This window comes from Gymnodinialimonas sp. 57CJ19 (assembly GCF_038396845.1).
In the GTDB taxonomy this organism is placed as follows: domain Bacteria; phylum Pseudomonadota; class Alphaproteobacteria; order Rhodobacterales; family Rhodobacteraceae; genus Gymnodinialimonas.
Genome location: NZ_CP151587.1, coordinates 830170 through 849287 on the forward strand (window position 1 = coordinate 830170; position 19118 = coordinate 849287).

Annotated in this window: 17 protein-coding genes; 14 read left to right on the plus strand and 3 right to left on the minus strand. The window is 59.2% G+C overall.

All coding sequences use genetic code 11. The features are described 5' to 3' along the window. Nucleotides 1-21: 21 nt before the first annotated feature. On the plus strand, nt 22-1011 hold the full coding sequence (gene pip, locus AADW23_RS04055) for a prolyl aminopeptidase (RefSeq protein WP_341863251.1): 990 nt from the start codon (nt 22-24) through the stop codon (nt 1009-1011). Between the two features lie 47 nt (nt 1012-1058). Here the strand turns inward: pip and AADW23_RS04060 are convergent, their stop codons facing one another. Beyond that, nucleotides 1059-4007, minus strand: a complete 2949-nt coding sequence (locus AADW23_RS04060) for an error-prone DNA polymerase (RefSeq protein WP_341863252.1) — start codon at nt 4005-4007, stop codon at nt 1059-1061. Nucleotides 4008-4209: 202 nt separating this feature from the next. Next, complete coding sequence (locus AADW23_RS04065; RefSeq protein ID WP_341863253.1) at nt 4210-4755, minus strand: cytochrome b; 546 nt, start codon at nt 4753-4755, stop codon at nt 4210-4212. Between the two features lie 105 nt (nt 4756-4860). On the opposite strand from AADW23_RS04065, the gene AADW23_RS04070 reads away from it, so the two are divergent. From AADW23_RS04070 to AADW23_RS04105, 8 genes are all read left to right on the plus strand, one after another. After that, nucleotides 4861-5589 (plus strand): CDP-alcohol phosphatidyltransferase family protein, encoded by a 729-nt coding sequence (locus tag AADW23_RS04070; protein ID WP_341863254.1) that lies wholly within the window; start codon nt 4861-4863, stop codon nt 5587-5589. Next, on the plus strand, nt 5586-7205 hold the full coding sequence (locus AADW23_RS04075; protein WP_341863255.1) for a sulfatase-like hydrolase/transferase: 1620 nt from the start codon (nt 5586-5588) through the stop codon (nt 7203-7205). Before AADW23_RS04070 ends, AADW23_RS04075 begins: the two co-directional genes overlap by 4 nt. Beyond that, nucleotides 7202-8137, plus strand: coding sequence for a lysylphosphatidylglycerol synthase transmembrane domain-containing protein (locus AADW23_RS04080; RefSeq protein ID WP_341863256.1), 936 nt, complete (start codon nt 7202-7204; stop codon nt 8135-8137). The genes AADW23_RS04075 and AADW23_RS04080 overlap by 4 nt, the downstream gene beginning before the upstream one ends. Before the next feature lie 64 nt (nt 8138-8201). Further along, nucleotides 8202-9191: an ABC transporter substrate-binding protein gene (locus AADW23_RS04085; protein WP_341863257.1), complete on the plus strand. Its 990-nt coding sequence runs from the start codon at nt 8202-8204 to the stop codon at nt 9189-9191. A gap of 3 nt (nt 9192-9194) precedes the next feature. Then, entirely contained in the window at nt 9195-9974 is a 780-nt protein-coding gene (locus tag AADW23_RS04090) for an ABC transporter ATP-binding protein (RefSeq protein WP_341863258.1), read from the plus strand. Beyond that, the gene (locus AADW23_RS04095) at nt 9971-11527 is read left to right on the plus strand and encodes an ABC transporter permease subunit (RefSeq protein ID WP_341863259.1); all 1557 of its coding nucleotides are present in this window, start codon (nt 9971-9973) and stop codon (nt 11525-11527) included. Before AADW23_RS04090 ends, AADW23_RS04095 begins: the two co-directional genes overlap by 4 nt. Then, a complete protein-coding gene (locus AADW23_RS04100; RefSeq protein WP_341863260.1) occupies nt 11524-12570 on the plus strand; it encodes a glycosyltransferase family 4 protein in 1047 nt (348 codons plus the stop codon). Before AADW23_RS04095 ends, AADW23_RS04100 begins: the two co-directional genes overlap by 4 nt. Next, a complete protein-coding gene (locus tag AADW23_RS04105; RefSeq protein ID WP_341863261.1) occupies nt 12563-13309 on the plus strand; it encodes an FkbM family methyltransferase in 747 nt (248 codons plus the stop codon). The genes AADW23_RS04100 and AADW23_RS04105 overlap by 8 nt, the downstream gene beginning before the upstream one ends. A 132-nt stretch (nt 13310-13441) precedes the next feature. Here AADW23_RS04105 and AADW23_RS04110 read toward each other — a convergent pair whose 3' ends face one another. Next, nucleotides 13442-13960 (minus strand): transcriptional activator RfaH, encoded by a 519-nt coding sequence (locus tag AADW23_RS04110; protein WP_341863262.1) that lies wholly within the window; start codon nt 13958-13960, stop codon nt 13442-13444. Nucleotides 13961-14083: 123 nt separating this feature from the next. Here AADW23_RS04110 and AADW23_RS04115 point away from each other — a divergent pair, with 123 nt between their 5' ends. The 5 genes from AADW23_RS04115 (at nt 14084) to AADW23_RS04135 (ending at nt 19075) form a co-directional block, all read left to right on the plus strand. Beyond that, nucleotides 14084-14524, plus strand: a complete 441-nt coding sequence (locus tag AADW23_RS04115; protein WP_341863263.1) for a MarR family EPS-associated transcriptional regulator — start codon at nt 14084-14086, stop codon at nt 14522-14524. Nucleotides 14525-14563: 39 nt separating this feature from the next. Further along, nucleotides 14564-15700: a UDP-N-acetylglucosamine 2-epimerase (non-hydrolyzing) gene (gene wecB / locus AADW23_RS04120; RefSeq protein WP_341863264.1), complete on the plus strand. Its 1137-nt coding sequence runs from the start codon at nt 14564-14566 to the stop codon at nt 15698-15700. Nucleotides 15701-15702: 2 nt separating this feature from the next. Then, nucleotides 15703-16965, plus strand: a complete 1263-nt coding sequence (gene wecC / locus AADW23_RS04125) for a UDP-N-acetyl-D-mannosamine dehydrogenase (protein WP_341863265.1) — start codon at nt 15703-15705, stop codon at nt 16963-16965. 198 nt (nt 16966-17163) lie between these two features. Then, complete coding sequence (locus AADW23_RS04130; protein WP_341863266.1) at nt 17164-18309, plus strand: O-antigen ligase family protein; 1146 nt, start codon at nt 17164-17166, stop codon at nt 18307-18309. 1 nt (nt 18310) lies between these two features. Continuing rightward, nucleotides 18311-19075 carry a hypothetical protein gene (locus AADW23_RS04135; RefSeq protein ID WP_341863267.1) on the plus strand — a complete coding sequence of 255 codons (765 nt, stop codon included), beginning with the start codon at nt 18311-18313 and terminating at the stop codon, nt 19073-19075. The last annotated feature ends 43 nt before the right edge of the window (nt 19076-19118 follow it).

Consider the following 19118-nt stretch of genomic DNA (forward strand, 5'->3'; position numbering starts at 1 on the left):
CACGTTCTATATAGGACGGATATGGATAAGTTCTCGGGCCAAAAGAGCACAGCTTCGCATTTGTTTCCGCCGATTGAGCCCTTCGATCAGCGGATTCTGAACGTGGGCGATGGACATCACATTTATGTGGAGCAATGCGGCAATCCCCGCGGCGCGCCTGTGGTCGTGTTGCACGGCGGGCCCGGCGGCGGCTGTAGCCCGGCGATGCGGCGGTATTTCGACCCCGAGATCTGGCGCGTCATCCTGTTTGATCAGCGCGGCTGCGGACGGTCGCGGCCCCATGCCTCGACGACGGATAACACGACGTGGCATCTTGTGGCGGATATCGAGAAGATCCGCACGACGCTGGGGATTGAGCGGTGGGCGGTGTTCGGCGGCAGCTGGGGCGCGACGCTGGGGCTGGTCTATGCCGAGACGCACCCGGAATCGGTCGCTTATCTGGCGCTGCGCGGCGTGTTCTTGTCGATGCAGAGAGAGCTGGACTGGTTCTACGGCGGCGGGGCCGGGCAGTTCTGGCCCGAGCAATGGCAACGCTTCGTCAGCCTCGTGCCCGAAGAGGAGCGGGGCGATTTCATTGCCGCCTACAACCGCCGCCTGTTCTCGGGCGATCTGATGCTTGAAACCCGCTTTGCCCGGTCATGGGCCGCGTGGGAAAATGCGCTGGCGTCGATGAACAGCGATGGACATGGCGGTGAAAGCCCGGCGGAATATGCCCGAGCCTTTGCGCGGCTGGAGAACCACTATTTTGTCAACAAGGGCTTTCTGGAGGAAGACGGCCAAATCCTGCGCGATGTGCACCGGATTGCGCATATCCCCGGCACGATCGTGCAGGGACGCTATGACATGATCTGCCCGCCGATTTCGGCCCATGCACTGGCGTCGAAATGGCCGGGAGGCCGGCTGCATATGGTGCGCAACGCGGGCCACGCCCTGAGCGAGCTGGGGATCAGCCAACAGCTGGTGCGCGTGATGCGCATGGTCGGCGAAAAAGCGACGCAGTACGGGTTGTGAGGGGGAAGGCCCTTGCAAGGGCCTTGGCAGCTTTTTGCAAAAAGCTGTCACGCGCCTGAAGGCGCGTCAAAAGCCTTGCAAGGCTTTTGCGAGGCGCGCGGGGCGGGGGCGGTCAGGAGCCGAGGGTCGATGCCGGGGCTCAGGCGGTCGCGGATCAGCGCCACTGGGTGTGTGCGCAGGGTCAGCCGCATGGAGACGTAGTCCTCCACCACGTTTTCCCCCTCGGTCATCTGCGGCAGGGCGACGGCTGGCTCGAAAATTCCCTCTCCGTCCAGATCGCCCTTGAACAGGGGCAGTTCCTGCTTCGGGGTCAGGGCACGGGCGGCCCAAAGGGCATCGCGGCGGCTGATCCCAAGGGCGGCGAAAGCATCGGCTTCGGCCAGGATCGTGAGCATCTTGGCCTCCACCCCGGCCAGACGCCAGACATCTTCCACCGACGTATAGCCATTGCCACGGGCGGCGATCAGCCATTCGGCTTCGTCTTCCTGCATGGATTTGATCTGTCGGAACCCAAGACGCAGGACCAGCGCGCCGCGCTCGGTGCGTTCCATCACGTTATCCCAATGGGAGCGGTTCACGCAGATCGGCCGCACCTCTACCCCATGTTCACGGGCGTCGCGCACGATTTGGGCGGGGGCGTAGAACCCCATGGGCTGCGCGTTAAGCAGGGCGCAGGCGAAGATGCCGGGGTGGTGGCGTTTCAGCCAACTGGAGGCATAGACCAGCAAAGCGAAGCTGGCAGCGTGGGATTCCGGGAAGCCGTAGGCGCCGAACCCCTCAATTTGGCTAAAGCACCGCTCGGCGAAGTCATCGTCATAGCCGTTGTCACGCATCCCGCGCAGAAAGCGCGTGCGCATCTCGGACACGTTGCCGTGCTTTTTGAACGTTGCAAGCGCGCGGCGCAGCTTGTCGGCTTCTTCAGGAGAGAACCCCGCCCCGATAATAGCGATCTGCATCGCTTGTTCCTGGAACAACGGTACGCCAAGGGTTTTGCCCAAGACCTGACCCAGGGCGTCCGAGGGGAAGCTGACCTCTTCCTCGCCGTTCCGCCGCCGGATGAAAGGATGCACCATATCGCCCTGAATGGGACCGGGGCGGATGATGGCCACTTGGATCACCAGATCATAGAAACACCGGGGCCGCATCCGGGGCAGAAAGTTCATCTGTGCGCGGCTTTCGACTTGGAACACCCCAAGGCTATCGGCCTTGCACAGCATGTCGTAGGTCGCGGGGTCTTCGGGTGGCAGGGTGGCCAGCGAGTAATCGGTCTGGTGGTGGATTTGCAGCAGATCAAACGCCTTTCGGATGCAGGTCAACATGCCCAGAGCGAGCACATCGACCTTCAGGATGCCGAGGGCGTCGATGTCGTCCTTGTCCCAGCAAATCACGGTGCGGTCGTCCATGCTGGCGTTCTCGATCGGCACCAGCTCGTCCAACCGGCCTTCGGTGATCACGAAGCCGCCCACGTGTTGGCTCAGGTGGCGGGGGAAGCCGATGATGTCCTGGATCAGCTGAAGGGTCTGAACAAGGCGCGGGCTGGAGGGGTCGAGCCCGACTTCCCGCAGGCGCGCAACCTCGGGACCCGCGTTGGACCATGATCCCCAGATTTGGGATGACAGGGCTGAAAGGATATCTTCGGACAGGCCCATGGCGCGGCCCACTTCACGCACGGCGCGTTTGCTGCGGTAATGGATGACCGTGGCACACAGACCCGCGCGGTGGCGGCCGTAGCGTTCATAGATGTGTTGGATAACCTCTTCGCGGCGCTCGTGTTCGAAATCGACGTCGATGTCAGGGGGCTCATTACGGGCCTCACTCACGAAACGTTCGAACACCATGGTGCCGATCTCGGGCGAGACAGAGGTGACGCCGAGGGCGTAACAGGTGATGGAATTGGCCGCAGAGCCTCGTCCTTGGCACAGGATATTGCGCGACCGGGCGAAGGCGACGATGTCGTTGACGGTCAGGAAATAAGGCTCGTACCCCAGTTTGGCGATGAGAGAGAGTTCGTGACTGAGCTGTTTGGTGGCTTTCTCGGGCACGCCTTGGGGATAGCGCCAGTGCAACCCGTCCTGGGCAAGGCGCCGCAACCTGTCGGCGGCGGTTTCTCCATCGGCGATTTCCGAAGGATATTCGTAGCGTAGGCTGGCGATATCAAACTGGCAGCGATCGGCCACGATGAGGGTGTTTGCCAGCGCCGCCTCGTGGCCTTGGAAGATGCGCTGCATCTCAGGCAGACCGCGCAGGCGTTGTTCGGCATTGGCTTGGGCGGCGGTGCCAAGGTCTTCGACCTTGATGCCTTGGCGAATGCAGGTGAGCACATCGGTCAACCTGCGCCGCGCGCCGTGGTGCATCAGGGGACGGGCCGAGGCGATGGTCTGCAAGCCAAGGGTCCGGGCCAGTTGCGCCTGGGCGGTGAAGCGGGCGCTGTCTTGCCCATCGTATTGAGGCGAGAGGCACAGCCAGGGGGACAAGGGGGTGATGCGACGGGCAGCGTCCCGCCAGCCCTTGGTGGCACGGCGCGGGGCGTGGAGGAGAAGCTCCAGCCCCTCATGTCGCGCCAGAAGGTCTTCGAGGTGGAGGATGCACGCGCCCTTCTCGGCCCGCAGGCGCCCGGTGGAGAGAAGGCGGCACAGGCTGGCCCATCCGGCACGATCCCGGGGCAGAGCCGTGATCTGGAGGCCTTCGGAGAAGATCAGGCGGGACGCCGGCAGAAGGCGGGGAACGTGGTCGATATTGGCACGGGGCGCGGCTGGAATATGGGCAGGTTTGGGCGGCCCGATGGGGTCGAGAGCCGCGATTTTGGCATCGTCGATCTCGGCCTGGATCTTTTGCAGTTCGGACCAGGCGCGCACGATGCCAGCGACGGAGTTCTCATCGGCGATGGCGATGGCGTCGATGCCAAGGATGGCGGCACGACGGGCGTATTCCTCGGGGTGGGAGCCGCCGGTGAGGAAGGTGAAGTTGGAGGTGATGGTGAGTTCTGCGAATCCCATGGGGATATATGTTCATAGTTTGTTCTATTTTGGGAGTCAGGATAAGTGAGAGGTTTCGCCGCGCAATGCACGGCGACCAAGCGGGGGGATTTCATCCCCCGGACCCCCCTGACGATATTTTTGAAAAGATGAAGGGGCCAGAAAGATGAAGGGGACAAATTGATATACTATTGATATACCCAAGCGGCGCGTCGGGGGCGCTTTAGCCAGACCGGGGCCACATGCGGGAGAAGACGCCATCGCGTTTGATGAGACCGTGTTGAAGCGCCGCGCCGATGTGCATGGCCAAGAGGATTGCGAGGGCCCAAGCGCCGTAGAAGTGGATGGATTTTGCCACGGCGGCCAAGGCATCGGAGCGGGGGACGAGGGCGGGGATGCCCATGGCGTCCAGGGCTTCGATTGGGAAGCCACCGGCGCGCACGCGGATGTAGCCGGCGAGGGGCATGACGAGCAGCAAAGCATAGAGGGCAACGTGGGTGAGGCTCGCGATTTTGATCTGCCAAGCGGGAAGATGGGCTGGTTCGGCTGGGGGAGTATTTCGCCAGCGGTAGATCAGGCGCACAACGATCAGAAGCAGGAGGAGTGACCCGACGTTTTTGTGGGAGATAAACAGCGTGTCTTGGAGGGAACGGGGCAGGCCTTCCTGGATCATGGTGGCCCCGCCGATGATCATCGGGATGATCAAGAGCGCCATCAGCCAATGAAGCCACCGCGCGGGGGCACGGTATGTATCTGTCGGAGTTGTCATTTTCGCCTTACCCTGTTTTGCATTATCAATTGTGGTTCGCGAGGAACGGACCAAATTATCTTTAATGCCTTAAAACGAAGCAGATCGGTGTCGACAAAGCAACTCATGGCTAACCTGGACAAATCCTCTGACGTGGGGCTGGCGCGGTTTTCTGTAGCGGCGCAGTTTGCCGTCGTGGGGCTGATCGGGGGCTGCTTTGTCGCCGGGGTCAGCTGGATTTTGCTGGGCAATTCCCCGGGCATTCTGGGGGGCATGTGCCTCTATGGGGTCGTGATAGCGCTGGCCCTTAACGGGGTAAGAGAGCGGTTTGCGCACCGAACCATTGGCCTGTGCAACGGGGCCACGATTGCACGCCTTGCGTTGGTTTCCGTGTTGGTTGCTGTCCTGATGTCGGGATACGCGCTGTCGTGGGCTGTGTTTGGCGTGGCCGTGGTTGCCTTTGCGCTCGACGGTGTGGACGGGTGGCTGGCAAGGCGAGAGGGGCGCGCCTCGGCCTTTGGAGCGCGGTTCGATATGGAGGTCGACTCTCTCCTTGCGCTGGTTCTGGCGTTACTGGTTTGGCAGAGCGGCACAGTTGGCGCTTACGTGGTGATCCTTGGCCTGCCTCGCTATGCCTTTTGGGTGGCGCAGTTTCCCTTCCCTTCGTTGAATGGCGCCTTGCCGGAGCGCTTTAGCCGCAAAGTCGTATGTGTGGTGCAAATCACCGCCCTGATCACGGCGCTATGCCCCTTGGTGCCTGCGCCGGTTGCGAGCGTTTTCGTGGGCGCGGCGGCGGTTGCTTTGATCTGGTCATTCTGGGTGGACGTCCGGCACCTATCCGGCGCAAGGGGATGAGCGCCCTGCGGCTGATCCTTGCGACGGCGATCCTGCATCTGGTGTTGGTGCAGCCCAACCATCCCGAGGCGATGACATGGGGCGCTTTGTGGGCGTTTCCTCTGGAGCTGCCTGCTATCGTTTTGGCGGTGATGGCCCTTGGGAGGGGGCGGGTTGGGCTGTTTGTCAGGGCGGTTTTGACGGCTCTGCTGACTGTGATTGCGGTGCTGAAGGGCGCCGATTTCGTCAGTTTCAACACGCTGTCACGGGGGTTTAACCCGGTGGCGGATTTCCCTTTGGTGGCGGCTTTGTTCCGGTTTTTGTCGGGCACGCTTGGGGGGCTGCTGGCGGCGGGAGCCTTCGTGGTTGTGGTGCTTTGCGTGGCGATGCTGGCGCGGGCGCTTTGGTGGGCGATGGGCGTATGGGCCAGGATCGGGGTGGGGCCGCTCTGGGCGCGTGGGGCCGGGGTCGCTGCGCTGGTGGCGATGGCGGTTGTCGTGGCTGAAGTCGGCGACACCATGGACGTTTGGAACGCCCCCGCCCGCATGCCGGGAACGGCCTTTACCGCCCGTGTCGGGGTGGAGCGTGTGGTCACCGTGCGCCAGACCTTGGCCGAGTTGCGCGCGTTCCGAGAGGAGGTCGCCAATGATCCCTATGCGGGCGCGTCGGGTCTGTTTGAGATCATCGATCGGGATGTGCTGATCCTTTTCGTGGAAAGCTATGGGCGAACCAGTTTCGATACGCCCTATTACGCAGAGGTTCATGGCGAAACCCTTGCGGCCTATGACGCGATCCTCCGTGAACGGGGCCTTTCCATGCGGTCGGGGTTTCTGACCTCCCCCACCCATGGGGGGCAAAGTTGGCTGGCGCATTCGACTGTCTCTAACGGCATGTGGATCAATAACCAGGTGCGCTATGGCGCGGCTCTAACCAGCGAACGAGAGACGTTATTTCACTATGCGAGCAATGCCGGCTTGCGTACCGCTGCGGTGATGCCTGCAATCACCCTTGATTGGCCGGAGGCCAGCGGGATGGGGTTCGAGACGATCCTGAATGCCGATGATCTGGGCTACGCCGGGTTGCCGTTCAACTGGGTCACCATGCCTGATCAGTACACGCTTTCCATGATGGACCGCCTGTTGCGACAGAGGGGGGAAACGCGGCATCTGTTCGCGCAGATAGCGCTGATTTCGTCCCACGCGCCCTGGGTGCCTGTGCCTGACTTGATCGCATGGGATGACATCGGCGACGGCGCTGTTTTCAACGAGGTGGCCAGTTCTGGCGATACGCCCGAGGTCGTTTGGAGAGACCGGGAAAGGGTGCGGTTCCAATATCGGTTGGCCGTGGATTACGCCCTGCAGGCGGTGTTCGACTACGCCCGAATTCATGCGGAAAACCCGCCGTTGATGATCGTGATCGGGGATCATCAGGCGGCGAGTTTCATTGGTCTGGATGACAGACGCGAGGTGCCGGTCCACGTGATCGGACCCGCGCATTTAGTCTCGGCGTTGGCGCAAATCGCCCCGTCTGAAGGCTTGGTGCCAGACGCGGGATCACCGGCTTTGGCGATGGATGAGGTGCGCGATATCGTGCTGAGTGCCTTTCAGGTCGACGTACATTCAGGGCCTGCGGAATGATGCGGAAAACAGGCTCTAAATGGGTGTTTAGAGCCTTACAGTTGGCCGTACTGGGGGCAATCCTGTGGCTCTTGTGGCGCGCTGTGGATTGGGCAGAGGCGCTTGCATTGATGCGAAATGCGCAGCCGGGATGGCTGGCGGTGGCGGCTTTGGCGTTGACGTTGCAAACGATACTGTCGGCCTTGCGGTGGCGGATCACCGCGGCGCGGTTGGGGATTGAGATGTCAGTGACCGAGGCTCTGCGCGAATACTATCTGTCGCAGGTCGTGAACCAATCGCTGCCGGGCGGCGTCGCAGGTGACGCCAGCCGCGCGATGCGGGCGCGAGGGCAGGCGGGCTTCGTCGCCTCGGGCCAAGCGGTGGTGTTCGAGCGGTTGGCGGGACAGCTGGGTTTGCTGACGGTTTTGGGCACGGGGCTGTTGCTGGCCCTGATCGTGCCCACGGGCATGGCATGGCCTACTTGGCTTGTCGTGCCCGTTGCGATCGGGGCGGCGGCGCTTTGCATCACGGCGCTTGGATTATGGTGGCAGGCGCGGGCGGACACGGCGGTGGGGCGCGGTCTGCGCAGCTTTCGCTACGCCGTCACCGCGCCTGCTGTCTGGCGACAGCAAGCGGCGCTCAGCCTTGGCACCGCATTGTGTAACATCGCCGCCTTCGGCTTTTGTGCCATGGCCCTCGGCGTGGCTTTGCCACTTCTTGCAGCGATCTCTCTGGTGCCGTTGATTTTGTTAGCGATGGTCCTACCCTTGTCGATCAGTGGTTGGGGGTTGCGGGAAGGGGCGGCGGCGGTGCTGTTCCCCCTGATCGGCGCGTCGATGAGCGCGGGACTGGCGACGAGCGTCGCCTTTGGCCTCGTGTTCCTGTGCACCGTCGTTCCGGGACTTATCCTGACGTGGTTACGACCAAACGCGCCTGTGTTTGGACGGCGATGAGCTAATTGGTTAACAATGCGGCGTGGCAGGCGCTCCGCGCGAAACTTTGAGAAGTGAGATTGTGATGCCCCCATTCAACGGCCTGACTCGCCGCCATATCCTTGCCTCCGGCGTTGCGGCTGGCGCGATGGGTTTTCTGCCCCGCGCGGCCATGGCGCAGTCACAGGTGAGTTTGCAATTGTCGTGGCTGCATTCGACGCAATTCGCGGGCAGTTATATCGCGCTTGACCGTGGCCTCTGGCGTGATGCGGGGCTTGAAGTTTCTCTGCTGCCCGGCGGGCCTAACGCCCCGGTAGAGCCGCCCGTTGTGGCGGGCACTGCGCTGGTGGGGATATCGGCGGCTGATTACACCGCTGCCGCCGTGGCCGAGGGTGCGCCGTTCAAGATCATTGGCGTGGCGATGCAGAACAACCCTTTTGCGATCACCTCGCTGACGTCCAATCCGGTGCATGTGCCCGCCGATCTGGAAGGCAAACGCATCGGCATGGCCTTGGCGAATACACCCGTTCTGCGGGCGCTTTGCACCCTGAACGGTGTGGATTTTGACGCGATAGAGGTGATCCCCACCCAGTATTCGCCGCAACCGCTTGTGGCAGGAGAGGTCGATTGCCTGCTGTCGTGGGAAACCGATTTGCCCGTCGCGCTGACGGTGCAGGGCATCGAGAACACCACGATGCTGCTGGCCGACCACGGCTATGCGGTGCATTCGCAAACCTACATCGCGACCGAGGACAGCATTGCCAACCGCCGCGCCGATATCGTGGCCCTGATGGCGGGCGAAGTCGCGGGGTGGGACGCGTACCGCGCCGATACCGAGGCCGCGACTGACCTGACCTTGCGAATGTTCCCCGACGCGGGGCTGGACCGGGAAACGCAGCTTTTGCAGGCCGCGCGGCAAGTGCCGTTGATGTTCTCGGACCTCACTGACGCGAATGGTTTTGGCTGGTGGACGGATGAAACCGTCGCCGCGAACATCGAGACGCTGGCGTTGTTGGATCGTGACGTGACGGCCGACCTTTGGGATCGCTCGATCCTGGAAGAGGTCCATGGCTAACCCATGTCGACCGAGGTTATCTGCATTGATCTGGCAAAAACCTACTCCGGCGGGGTAGAGGCTCTGCGCCCTTTGAACCTGACCTTCAAGGCAGGCCAAACCACGGCCCTTGTCGGCCCGTCGGGGTGCGGCAAGTCCACGGTGTTGCGGATCGTTGCGGGGTTAGAGCCGCCCTCTGCCGGAACGGTAACCATCGGCGGCGCGCCGCCCGCCGAAACGCTGCGAAAGGCGGGGTTGTCGGTGGCGTTTCAAGATCCGTCCCTGCTGCCGTGGCGGTCGGTGCGGGGGAATATCGACCTGGCCCTATCCTTGGCCCGCAAGCCCGTCGACAAGGCCGAGGTGGACCAACTTATCAATCTTGTGGGTCTGAACGGCTTTGCCGAGACGCGCCCGGCAGAGCTTTCGGGCGGTATGCGCCAGAGGGCTGCCATGGCGAGGGCCTTGGCGACGCGGCCAGACCTGTTGCTGCTGGACGAGCCCTTTGGCGCGGTAGATGAGCTAACCCGGCAACAACTCGCCAACGACCTTCCCGGCATTTGGGAGGCGCGAGGCACCACCACGGTGCTGGTCACCCATTCCGTGCGCGAGGCGGTAACCTTGTGTGACCGCGTCATCGTTCTGTCGCCGCGCCCGGCCCGTGTGGTGGCTGACATCCCCGTCGATCTGCCACGCCCGCGTCCCTTGGATGTAGTTCACACGCCGGACTTCGCGGGGATCGTCGAACGGGTCTATGACGCTCTGTCGGGTGGCATGGCAGAAACGATGCCCAAGGCCGCCCAATGACGCGAAGCCGCGCGGCCCATTGGCCTGACATGCCATGGCTGGGGTCTATCATCGCGGTGCTGGTGTGGGAGGGGCTTGCCCACGTCCTTGCCGATACCTTCGTGCTGGCCGGGCCAACGGCCATTCTCGGCTATCTCTATGACAACGCAGGTCTGATGAGCCGCGCCTTGGCCGAGACATTGGGCAATGCGGTGGCGGGTTTTATCATCGGGAACCTGGCGGCGGTGCTGCTGGCCGTAATCGCCACGGTTTGGCCGCGCAGTGACGCGATGGTGCGGGGTTTGGCCCTGGTGGTGTTCTGCCTGCCGCTGGTGGCAACGGGGCCGATCCTAAGGGTCGTGTTCGGGCCGGGGGACGGGCCACAAATCGTGCTGGCGGCGCTGGCGGTATATTACACAACGCTGATCCCTCTGCTGGTGGGCTTGCGGGCGGTTCCTGCGGGGTGGCTTGATCTGGTGCACAGTTATGGGCGCGGACGGTGGGCCGCGCTGGTCCATGTGCGGGCCAGGGCGGCTTTGCCCTACTTCATCGCCGGATTGCAGATCGCCGCGCCTGCCGCCTTTCTGGGCGCAATGGTGGGCGAGTTCACCGGGGCCGAGCGCGGCATGGGGGTGCTGACGATCCGCGCCATGCGCGCCATGAATGTAGAGATGACATGGGCTTTGGCCGTGGTGGCTACAGTGGTGGCCGTCGCCGGGTTCTGGGCCATTGGCTGGATCGCACGGCGGTTCATGCAAGGGGAGCCTCCGGTGATCCTGTCACCGCCACGGGCGGACCGGCGCGGAAATGCCGTGTTGGCGCTGTTGGGCATTGTGGCAGTGCTGCTTTTGGTCTGGTGGGGCGGGTTGAAGATTCTGGGCATCAGCCCGTTCTTCGCCAAAGGCCCGGTCGAGGTTTTTGACGCGCTGTTTCTGGCCCCTGACGCGCCGTTGGTGCGGGCCACGCTGCGGACGGCATTGGCAGAGACCGCGATGTTCCTGTTGCCCGGCTACGCCGCCGGGCTGGGCGCGGGCGCACTCCTCGCTATGCTCATCGTCTTGGTGCCGAAAGTGGCGGGTACGGCTATGCCCTTGGCCATCGCGCTCCGCTCGGTGCCGATTATTACGACGGCGCCGCTTGTGGTTCTGGTAACGGGGCGCGGTGCGGTGGGGACCATCACCCTCGTGGCGATCATGGTGTTCTTTCCCACCTTTGTGGCCTGCCTTCACGGGTTGAGCCAAGCGCCGGGGCAGGTGGTCGACGTGATGCGAAGCTATGCCGCCCGCCCGTTGACCGTGCTTGTCCGTGTGCAGGTGCCTGCCATGTTGCCGGCCTTCTTTGCAGCGGCCCGGATGAATGTCCCGGCTTCCGTCCTTGCGGTGACGGTGGTGGAATGGCTGGCCACGGGCAACGGCATCGGCAGCCTGATGGCACTGTCGGCGTCGCAATCGGATTACGACATGCTATGGAGCGCTGTGGTCCTGGTCGCGGTCCTATCTGCGCTTGGCTATGCAAGCGTCGGCTGGCTGGAACGCCGCGTAATGGCTACCTATGCGCCGGAGCAATTGCAATGAAACGGTCTGCCGCCTTCGCCATTCCCGGTGATATCAACACCGTCACCGGAGGCTACATCTACGAGCGTCGACTGCTGGAGGAGCTGCGCCACCTTGGTCATGACGTGACCCACATCGCGTTGGGCGCGTCTTTTCCTGACCCCACGCCCGAAGACATGGCCGATGCGATTGCCCAATTGACCGCGTTGGACCCAAGCCGTGCTCTGATCCTTGATGGGTTGGTCTATGGCGCCATTGATCCCAAGGGTCTGGCCCAAGTGAAGGCCCCGATTGTGGCGATGATTCACCATCCCCTGGCACTGGAGACCGGACTTGACCCGGCCACGCGCGCGCGTCTGTTTGCGACGGAAAAGGCCAATCTGGCGATGGCAGAAAGGGTCTTGGTCCCCAGTCGCCACACCGCCGCGATCCTGCGCGGCAAGTATGCGGTTCCCGGCGACAAGATCACCATCGCGCAACCGGGGACAGACGTGAGCGGCGGCACGCCCGCGCCCGTTGATCCGCCGCTTATCCTGTCGGTGGGGCTGCAACATCCACGCAAGGGCCATGACGTGTTGATCACCGCCTTGGCCGAGGTCCGCGATCTGCCGTGGCGGGCGGCCATCGTCGGATCTATCCACGACACCCCCCATGCCGAGGCCTTGGCCCGCTTGGTCACGGACTTGGACCTATCCGACAGGGTCACCTTGATGGGGCGCGTGTCGCAGGACGTCTTGGATAGCCTTTATGCGACGGCCTCCATCTTCGCGCTGGCGACGCGGTATGAGGGCTATGGCATGGTCTTTGATGAGGCCCTGTCTTGGGGATTGCCGATCATCTCATGTGCGACCGGCGCGGTGCCGGATACGGTGCCCAAGGGCGCTGGCCTCTTGGTGACCCCGGAGCGGGCAGGCGAATTTGCGGGGGCTCTGGGCCGGCTAATGACCGATGTCCCCTTGCGAAAACGCATGGCACGCGCGGCCCTGAAGGCGGGCGCGGCGCTGCCCACATGGCGGGACACAGCAGCCGTGGCCGGGGGCGTGTTGGACCAACTCGATGGGTAGCGCGATTGGGCATTCGCTGGATGTGTATTACCGCGACGCCGCCCGCACGGCGCGGATGGATCGCCTGAATGCGTGCTTCGTGAGGCCGGGGGATTTGGTCTTTGACGTGGGTGCCCATGTGGGGGACCGGACCGCCAGTTTCCGCCGTCTCGGCGCAAAAGTGATCACGTTAGAGCCGCAACCTCACGTCTTTCGCGCCCTGCGTTTGATCCACGGACGTGACGCCCAAGTGACCCTTCGCCCCGAGGCCGTGGGCGACGCGATGGGAGAGATCGCCCTGCACCTGAACACCAGCAACCCTACCGTCTCCACAGCTTCGGCCGAGTTGATAGAGGCCGCCGACGACACGCGGGAGTGGGCCGGGCAGGTATGGGACAGAACGATCCGCGTGCCGGTGGTGACGCTTGACCACTTGATCGCCACCCACGGCACGCCCGCGTTCATCAAGATTGATGTGGAGGGACATGAAGCCGCCGTTCTTGCAGGTCTGTCTACCCCCGTGAAAGCACTGTCCTTCGAGGTGACAACAATCCAACGCGCGGTCGCTTTCGCCTGCCTGTCACGCCTTACCGAGCTTGGCGCATACGAGTTCAACCTAAGCCTAGGAGAGGAACATGCCTTGCGACACACCGACTGGATCAGCGCCGAAGCGATGACCACGGTGATCGCGCAGCTCCCCAATGCGGCAAATTCGGGGGATGTGTATGGGCGGTTGCCTGACGGTGTTTGCGGTAAGTAAAGTACGAGCAGTGGTGCCACGATCTACCAGTGGAAGCGCTTTTTCCGCCATTGCGGAAAAATCCCTGATCGCCGTGCCGAACGCTTTCGACAAGGTCGCAAGGGACGAGAGTAAGAGACGTTCGAACCGGTCCTAGATCGTTCGTAACTGACCCTCTTTTGCCGCCACCCGTGCCTGCCCACCCAGTAGCTCCAGCAAGACCCAAACCCGCCGTTTAGAGTCTGTTTCTTCAACTTCTCCGACAAAGTCGACAAAGGGGCCTGTGGTGAAGGAAACGGCATCGCCGCTGGAGATTTCGCTTTCCGAAACCAGGTACCCCGACGCACCGCACCGTGCCTTTAGCGCCTTGATCAGATCCGGGGGAACGGTTGCGGGATCGTGCCCAAAGCTTACCAACCGTGTAATGCCCTGCGTCGAATTTATGGCCCTCCACGCACCTTGCGCGGCATTGACAGCAACAAAGATATAACCGGGGAAGACAGGTCGATGCGTGGTCACAAACGACCCATTTCGCGCTTGAGTAGCCTCTTCCAGTGGTAGAAACGTCTCGAACCCTTGCCGCAAGAGATTGCGTTGCGCAATCGAGGCGCTGTTTGGCTTCACCTGGGCCAAGAACCACTGAACCTGCATGCCGATGTTATTCGGTCCCACTTGGCAATCTCCGTGAAACAGCCGCGCGTTTCGTACTATTTCGACCAAGTATAACACGCGCTTAGTGTTGCCCAAGCGAACTTTGGCATTGCTTGAATGTGATTATTTGGATAGCGCTCAAAATTGAACGATGAAGCGCCTGGCTGGACCATCAACATTCTTCCCGCAGGGCGCCGCAAAGGCAGCGCTACTGCGGTAGCCTTCGAAGATCACTGCCACATGACACGCTCCCAACTTCAAGAAGATATGCATTTTCGCATCCTGCGATTGCTTCAGGACAACCCGGAGATGTCGCAACGTGATCTCGCCAAAGCTGTGGGTGTGAGCGTCGGGCGAATGAATTACGTGCTCAACGCGCTAGTCGATAAAGGGCTAGTGAAGCTTGGGAATTTCACTGGAGCGAAGGACAAGCGGCGCTATGCCTATGTGCTAACACCGAAGGGCATCGCAAAACGCGCGGCTTTAACGCGGTCATTCCTAGCCCGGAAAATGGCCGAGTACGAGGCACTGAAGGCAGAGATTGAGGCGTTGAGCTCGGAGATGGATCCTCTCCAAAAAGAATAAATTGATAAGTTCAGAACCTTTGAAAGCAGAGCAGTTTACATGAAAAAAGTCCTATTGGTGTTTGGCACGCGACCAGAAGCTATCAAAATGGCGCCGGTGTATGCGGCGCTCAAGGATACGCCAAACCTTGACGTGCGTATCGCGGTGACTGCTCAACACCGTGAAATGCTGGATCAGGTCTTGCGACTGTTCGGAATAACACCTGATTACGACTTGGACCTTATGAAGCCGGGTCAGGGATTGACCGAAATCACCGCAGCTGTGCTCGCGGGACTTAAACCCATCTTGGAACGCTTTTCTCCCGACTTGATGCTGGTTCACGGAGAAACCACCACAACTCTCTCTGCCTCTCTGGCGGCTTATTATCAGCAGGTCGCGGTCGGGCACGTCGAGGCGGGGTTGCGTACCGGCAACATATATTCGCCTTGGCCAGAAGAGATTAACCGCAAAGTCACCGGCACGATCGCGCGGCTTCATTTTGCACCGACGGAAAAATCGGCCAGCAACCTCCGAGCCGAAGCCGTAGATTCCACGACAATATCTGTTACCGGAAACACAGTCATCGATGCCTTGCTTGATGTCGTGGGAAGGCTTGAGGACGATCCGAAAAGAAGCGCGGCATTCGACGCCGAGTTTGGTATTGATCCGGCCAAGCGCATCATTCTTGTCACCGGGCACCGCCGAGAGAGTTTTGGCGACGGATTTGAGCGCATGTGCAGGGCGCTTTCAAAAATTGCGGAGCGGGAAGATGTCCAGATTATCTACCCTGTGCATCTTAATCCAAACGTGAAGGGCCCGGTGGAGAAACTGCTTGGGTCGTTAAAGCGGGTCAAACTTGTTCCTCCACAAGACTACTTGCCTTTCGTCCACTTGATGAGGAGAGCGGACATTATTCTCACGGACTCCGGTGGCGTGCAGGAGGAAGCGCCGTCCTTGGGGAAGCCGGTATTGGTGATGCGAGACACCACCGAGCGGCCTGAGGCGGTCGACGCTGGAACAGTGAAACTTGTGGGGACAAATACAGACCTGATCGTCCGAGAGACGACCCTGCTTCTCGACGACGCCGCGGCCTACGCAAAAATGTCGCGTGCGCACAATCCATATGGTGACGGACAGGCTTCTGAGCGCATCCGTGACGCTATCATTTCCTTCTTCAACAGTAGTGAGGTGCAATAATTATGGCCGAGCCGACGTTCAAAAAGATCTCCGTCGTAGGATTGGGTTATATCGGCCTCCCCACTGCCGCGATGTTTGCCTCTCGTAAGATCGAGGTCATCGGCATTGATGTGAATCAGCACACGGTCGACACAATCAATCGCGGTGAGGTCCATATCGTAGAACCGGACCTCGATATGGTGGTGCGGGCCGTCGTCACAGAAGGATACCTCAAGGCCACAACTGATCCTGAACCAGCCGAGGCGTTCCTGATCGCGGTGCCTACCCCTTTCAAGGGCGAACACCATGAGCCCGACCTTAAGTATATCGAGGCCGCCGCGCGCGCGATCGCTCCAGTTCTCAAGACAGGTGATCTTGTAATTCTCGAGAGCACCTCCCCTGTTGGGGCGACGGAAGCAATGGCGAACTGGCTGGCAGAAGCTCGCCCAGATCTGACTCTTCCACAGACCGCGGGTGAAGCGTCTGACATACGTATTGCGCATTGCCCCGAGCGTGTTCTGCCTGGAAAGGTCATGCAGGAACTGATCACCAATGACCGCGTGATTGGTGGCGTGACGACGAAGTGTTCCGAGACCGCCGCTCGCCTGTATCAGAACTTTGTTACCGGAGAGTGCGTCATAGCCTCCGGTCCGCGCGTTGCCGAAATGGCAAAGCTGACCGAGAACAGCTTTCGCGATGTAAATATCGCCTTCGCAAACGAACTGTCCATCATCTGCGACAAGCTGGACATGGACGTGTGGGAGCTGATCTCTCTCGCCAATCGCCACCCCCGCGTTAACATTCTACAGCCTGGTCCCGGTGTCGGCGGACATTGTATTGCTGTTGACCCTTGGTTCATTGTCTCGTCGGCCCCGGACCAAGCGAAACTGATCCGGACAGCGCGTGAGGTGAATGATGCCAAGCCCGAATGGGTGATCGACAAAGTTCATGCGGCGATTGGTGCGCATCTCAGTTCGCATCCAAACAAGACAGCGAAAGATGTTGTAATTGCTATCTACGGGTTGGCATTCAAGCCAGACATTGACGACCTGCGCGAGAGCCCCGCATTAGAGATCGCGCGCAACATCGCTCATGCCCATCAAGGGAAGCTCTTTGTGGTTGAGCCGAACATTGACGCAATTCCAGATGGATTTGGCGACGCGCACATGGTTTCCTTGGGCGACGTTCAAGCTGATGTACATGTCATGCTTGTCGACCACGCATCGTTCAAATCCAGCCCGGTTCCTGAGGGCCGTATCGTGGATGTGCGGGGTGTTTGGGTTTGAAGCCATCAACCACTAACTGGATGGATTATTGGCCCAATAATCTCAATTCGCACCGTTCGTTTCGATATAAGTCAAATCAAAGGCCGGCGTGGCGATGAAAAAGGGAATGCAAAAGAAGGTCGAATTTCTACCGCGGTGTATAATTTCAAAAATGACGATAGAAAGTTTTGTAAAAACATTGTTCTCCGGGAGGAATTGGTGAAGCAGTGGCGTAACAAACTCTCTAGCGTGGTGCTGGCGTTTGCGCTTTATTTGTCCATTTCTAGTGGTGGGCTGGGACTGGCGGATGTGTTTACGATTGAAAGGGCTCTGGTATCCGCGTTTCTGACATTCCTTGCACTTCTATCGAGTATCGTCTTGGCAGTGTTGTCGAGAACTGGAGCACAGCGCACTCTTTACTGTATTTTCGCTACAGTTGTTTTTTACTGCATCATTCAATTTTTGAGAGCCGACAGTATTATACTCGCGTTGGGAAAGCTGGATGGGTTAGTATTCGCAAGTGGCTTAGTATTTATCCTTGGAAGAGCGGTGCAGGTGCATGATGCCGTGGAGCTTCGCAGGTCTCTTATTGTAAGTGCAATATTCGTCTTGGTGCTTACAATAGCCTACAAATGGTATTTTGGATTTTGGGATCGAGAGGTCAGGTTCTTTTTAAATGGTCCAATTATTTTCGGCTGGTTAATGGCTGTTTCGTCATTGCTTTGCTTAGATGTTCAACGGGAAGGGTCTAGAATCCTGTATATTTCCTTAGCAGTAATATTTTTGCTTGCTCTATTCTGGACGGAGTCAAAGGGACCTCTTATTGGATATATGATTGGTGCTACATACTTAATGACATCCGGGGGGAAGTATTATCGTTTACCGGTCATTGTAGCGGCTTTTTGGCTGGCTGGGTACGTTGCTGTTGCGAACAACCTTTTTCCCAGTCGATTTCTTGTTCTTGAAAGAATGATTTCGGGGACACTTCTTGCCTCGGACTTTGGCTCCGTTGGTGTTCGGCAACTTATGTGGTTGGAATCTTTGGAAATGTTCTCGCAGCGCCCGTTTTTTGGAATGGGTCTGGGCAACTGGGCCTCGAATTCAATGATATCATTTCAATTTGGTGAAAGAATAGTATATCCTCACAATATTATCGCGGAGATTTTAAGTGAGCACGGGTTGGTTGGGGCTGTATTTTTCGGGGTTCTTTTTTGGTTAATATACTTACGTTCTTCGAGGCTGGGCAGGTGTGTGTTCATCACTATTTGCGTCTCGCTTCTTTTTACGGGAGATATGGGAAATTGGCATTTCTTGGTTGCATTGCCAATAGTTCTTGGAAATTACCCAGTCGCGAAGGGGCGGTGAATTGAGCGTCGTTCTAATAACTTTTGTAGCTATATTTTTCTCGGCATACGCGTTCTTCGATTCCATGGCGATTATATCGCGCTCCTCGGCTTCCGTAGTCGGATTAAACGCATTTGGCGCGTCGATAGAAAAAGTAATGAATACCTTGAAGAGATTGATGATTTTTCTCTATCCGCCTGTACTCGGTTTTTTTGTCATTCAGAATGATGCGCCGAGTATATTCTTGGCAATATTATTTTCGTACTTGTGTGCCAGTGTTATTCAGTTGCTCATTGTTTTTAAAAGAAGGAAATTTTTGCGATACTTCTGTGCGGTTGCCGAGCAGTTCTTAAAGGGCAGTAGTATTATTCGAAGCCTTAGATTGGGGTTTTGTTCGTCCTATATGATATCTGATGGCTTTAGTAAGGCCGAAAGCGGACTTGCTGATATTTCGAGCGTAGGAGGCATTTTATCAGATTTTCGAGGCCTCATAACGATGGCTTCTTGGATATATTTCGTGTTCGGAGCATCTATTTTTTCCCTTAACATCTTAGCCATTATGTACTCCGAATTCGCGCCAGTGATATTGCAGTTTTTGGGCCTTTTTAATGGTTTGGGGACTGTAGTACTAGCATTTTATGTGGATCCGATTGTTTCTAGATTTCTAGATAAGTCTGAGCGCCTCGATGACATCACCGTGGCATTGCTAGTCGCACAGCTTTTTTCCTACACGATAATTTCTCCATTTTACTATATAATTTTGATGGCGGTGTCGATGAACTTGTAGTGCTTTTTGCCGTTCTCTGTGTTGCGGAGTGCAACTTCGAAAG

What these genes read in the sequence shown, in the direction of transcription:
- pip (WP_341863251.1), top strand. Translation starts at nt 22, where the DNA reads ATGGATAAGTTCTCGGGCCAAAAGAGCACAGCTTCGCATTTGTTTCCG.
- AADW23_RS04060 (WP_341863252.1), bottom strand. Translation starts at nt 4,007, where the DNA reads ATGGGATTCGCAGAACTCACCATCACCTCCAACTTCACCTTCCTCACC.
- AADW23_RS04065 (WP_341863253.1), bottom strand. Translation starts at nt 4,755, where the DNA reads ATGACAACTCCGACAGATACATACCGTGCCCCCGCGCGGTGGCTTCAT.
- AADW23_RS04070 (WP_341863254.1), top strand. Translation starts at nt 4,861, where the DNA reads ATGGCTAACCTGGACAAATCCTCTGACGTGGGGCTGGCGCGGTTTTCT.
- AADW23_RS04075 (WP_341863255.1), top strand. Translation starts at nt 5,586, where the DNA reads ATGAGCGCCCTGCGGCTGATCCTTGCGACGGCGATCCTGCATCTGGTG.
- AADW23_RS04080 (WP_341863256.1), top strand. Translation starts at nt 7,202, where the DNA reads ATGATGCGGAAAACAGGCTCTAAATGGGTGTTTAGAGCCTTACAGTTG.
- AADW23_RS04085 (WP_341863257.1), top strand. Translation starts at nt 8,202, where the DNA reads ATGCCCCCATTCAACGGCCTGACTCGCCGCCATATCCTTGCCTCCGGC.
- AADW23_RS04090 (WP_341863258.1), top strand. Translation starts at nt 9,195, where the DNA reads ATGTCGACCGAGGTTATCTGCATTGATCTGGCAAAAACCTACTCCGGC.
- AADW23_RS04095 (WP_341863259.1), top strand. Translation starts at nt 9,971, where the DNA reads ATGACGCGAAGCCGCGCGGCCCATTGGCCTGACATGCCATGGCTGGGG.
- AADW23_RS04100 (WP_341863260.1), top strand. Translation starts at nt 11,524, where the DNA reads ATGAAACGGTCTGCCGCCTTCGCCATTCCCGGTGATATCAACACCGTC.
- AADW23_RS04105 (WP_341863261.1), top strand. Translation starts at nt 12,563, where the DNA reads ATGGGTAGCGCGATTGGGCATTCGCTGGATGTGTATTACCGCGACGCC.
- wecB (WP_341863264.1), top strand. Translation starts at nt 14,564, where the DNA reads ATGAAAAAAGTCCTATTGGTGTTTGGCACGCGACCAGAAGCTATCAAA.
- wecC (WP_341863265.1), top strand. Translation starts at nt 15,703, where the DNA reads ATGGCCGAGCCGACGTTCAAAAAGATCTCCGTCGTAGGATTGGGTTAT.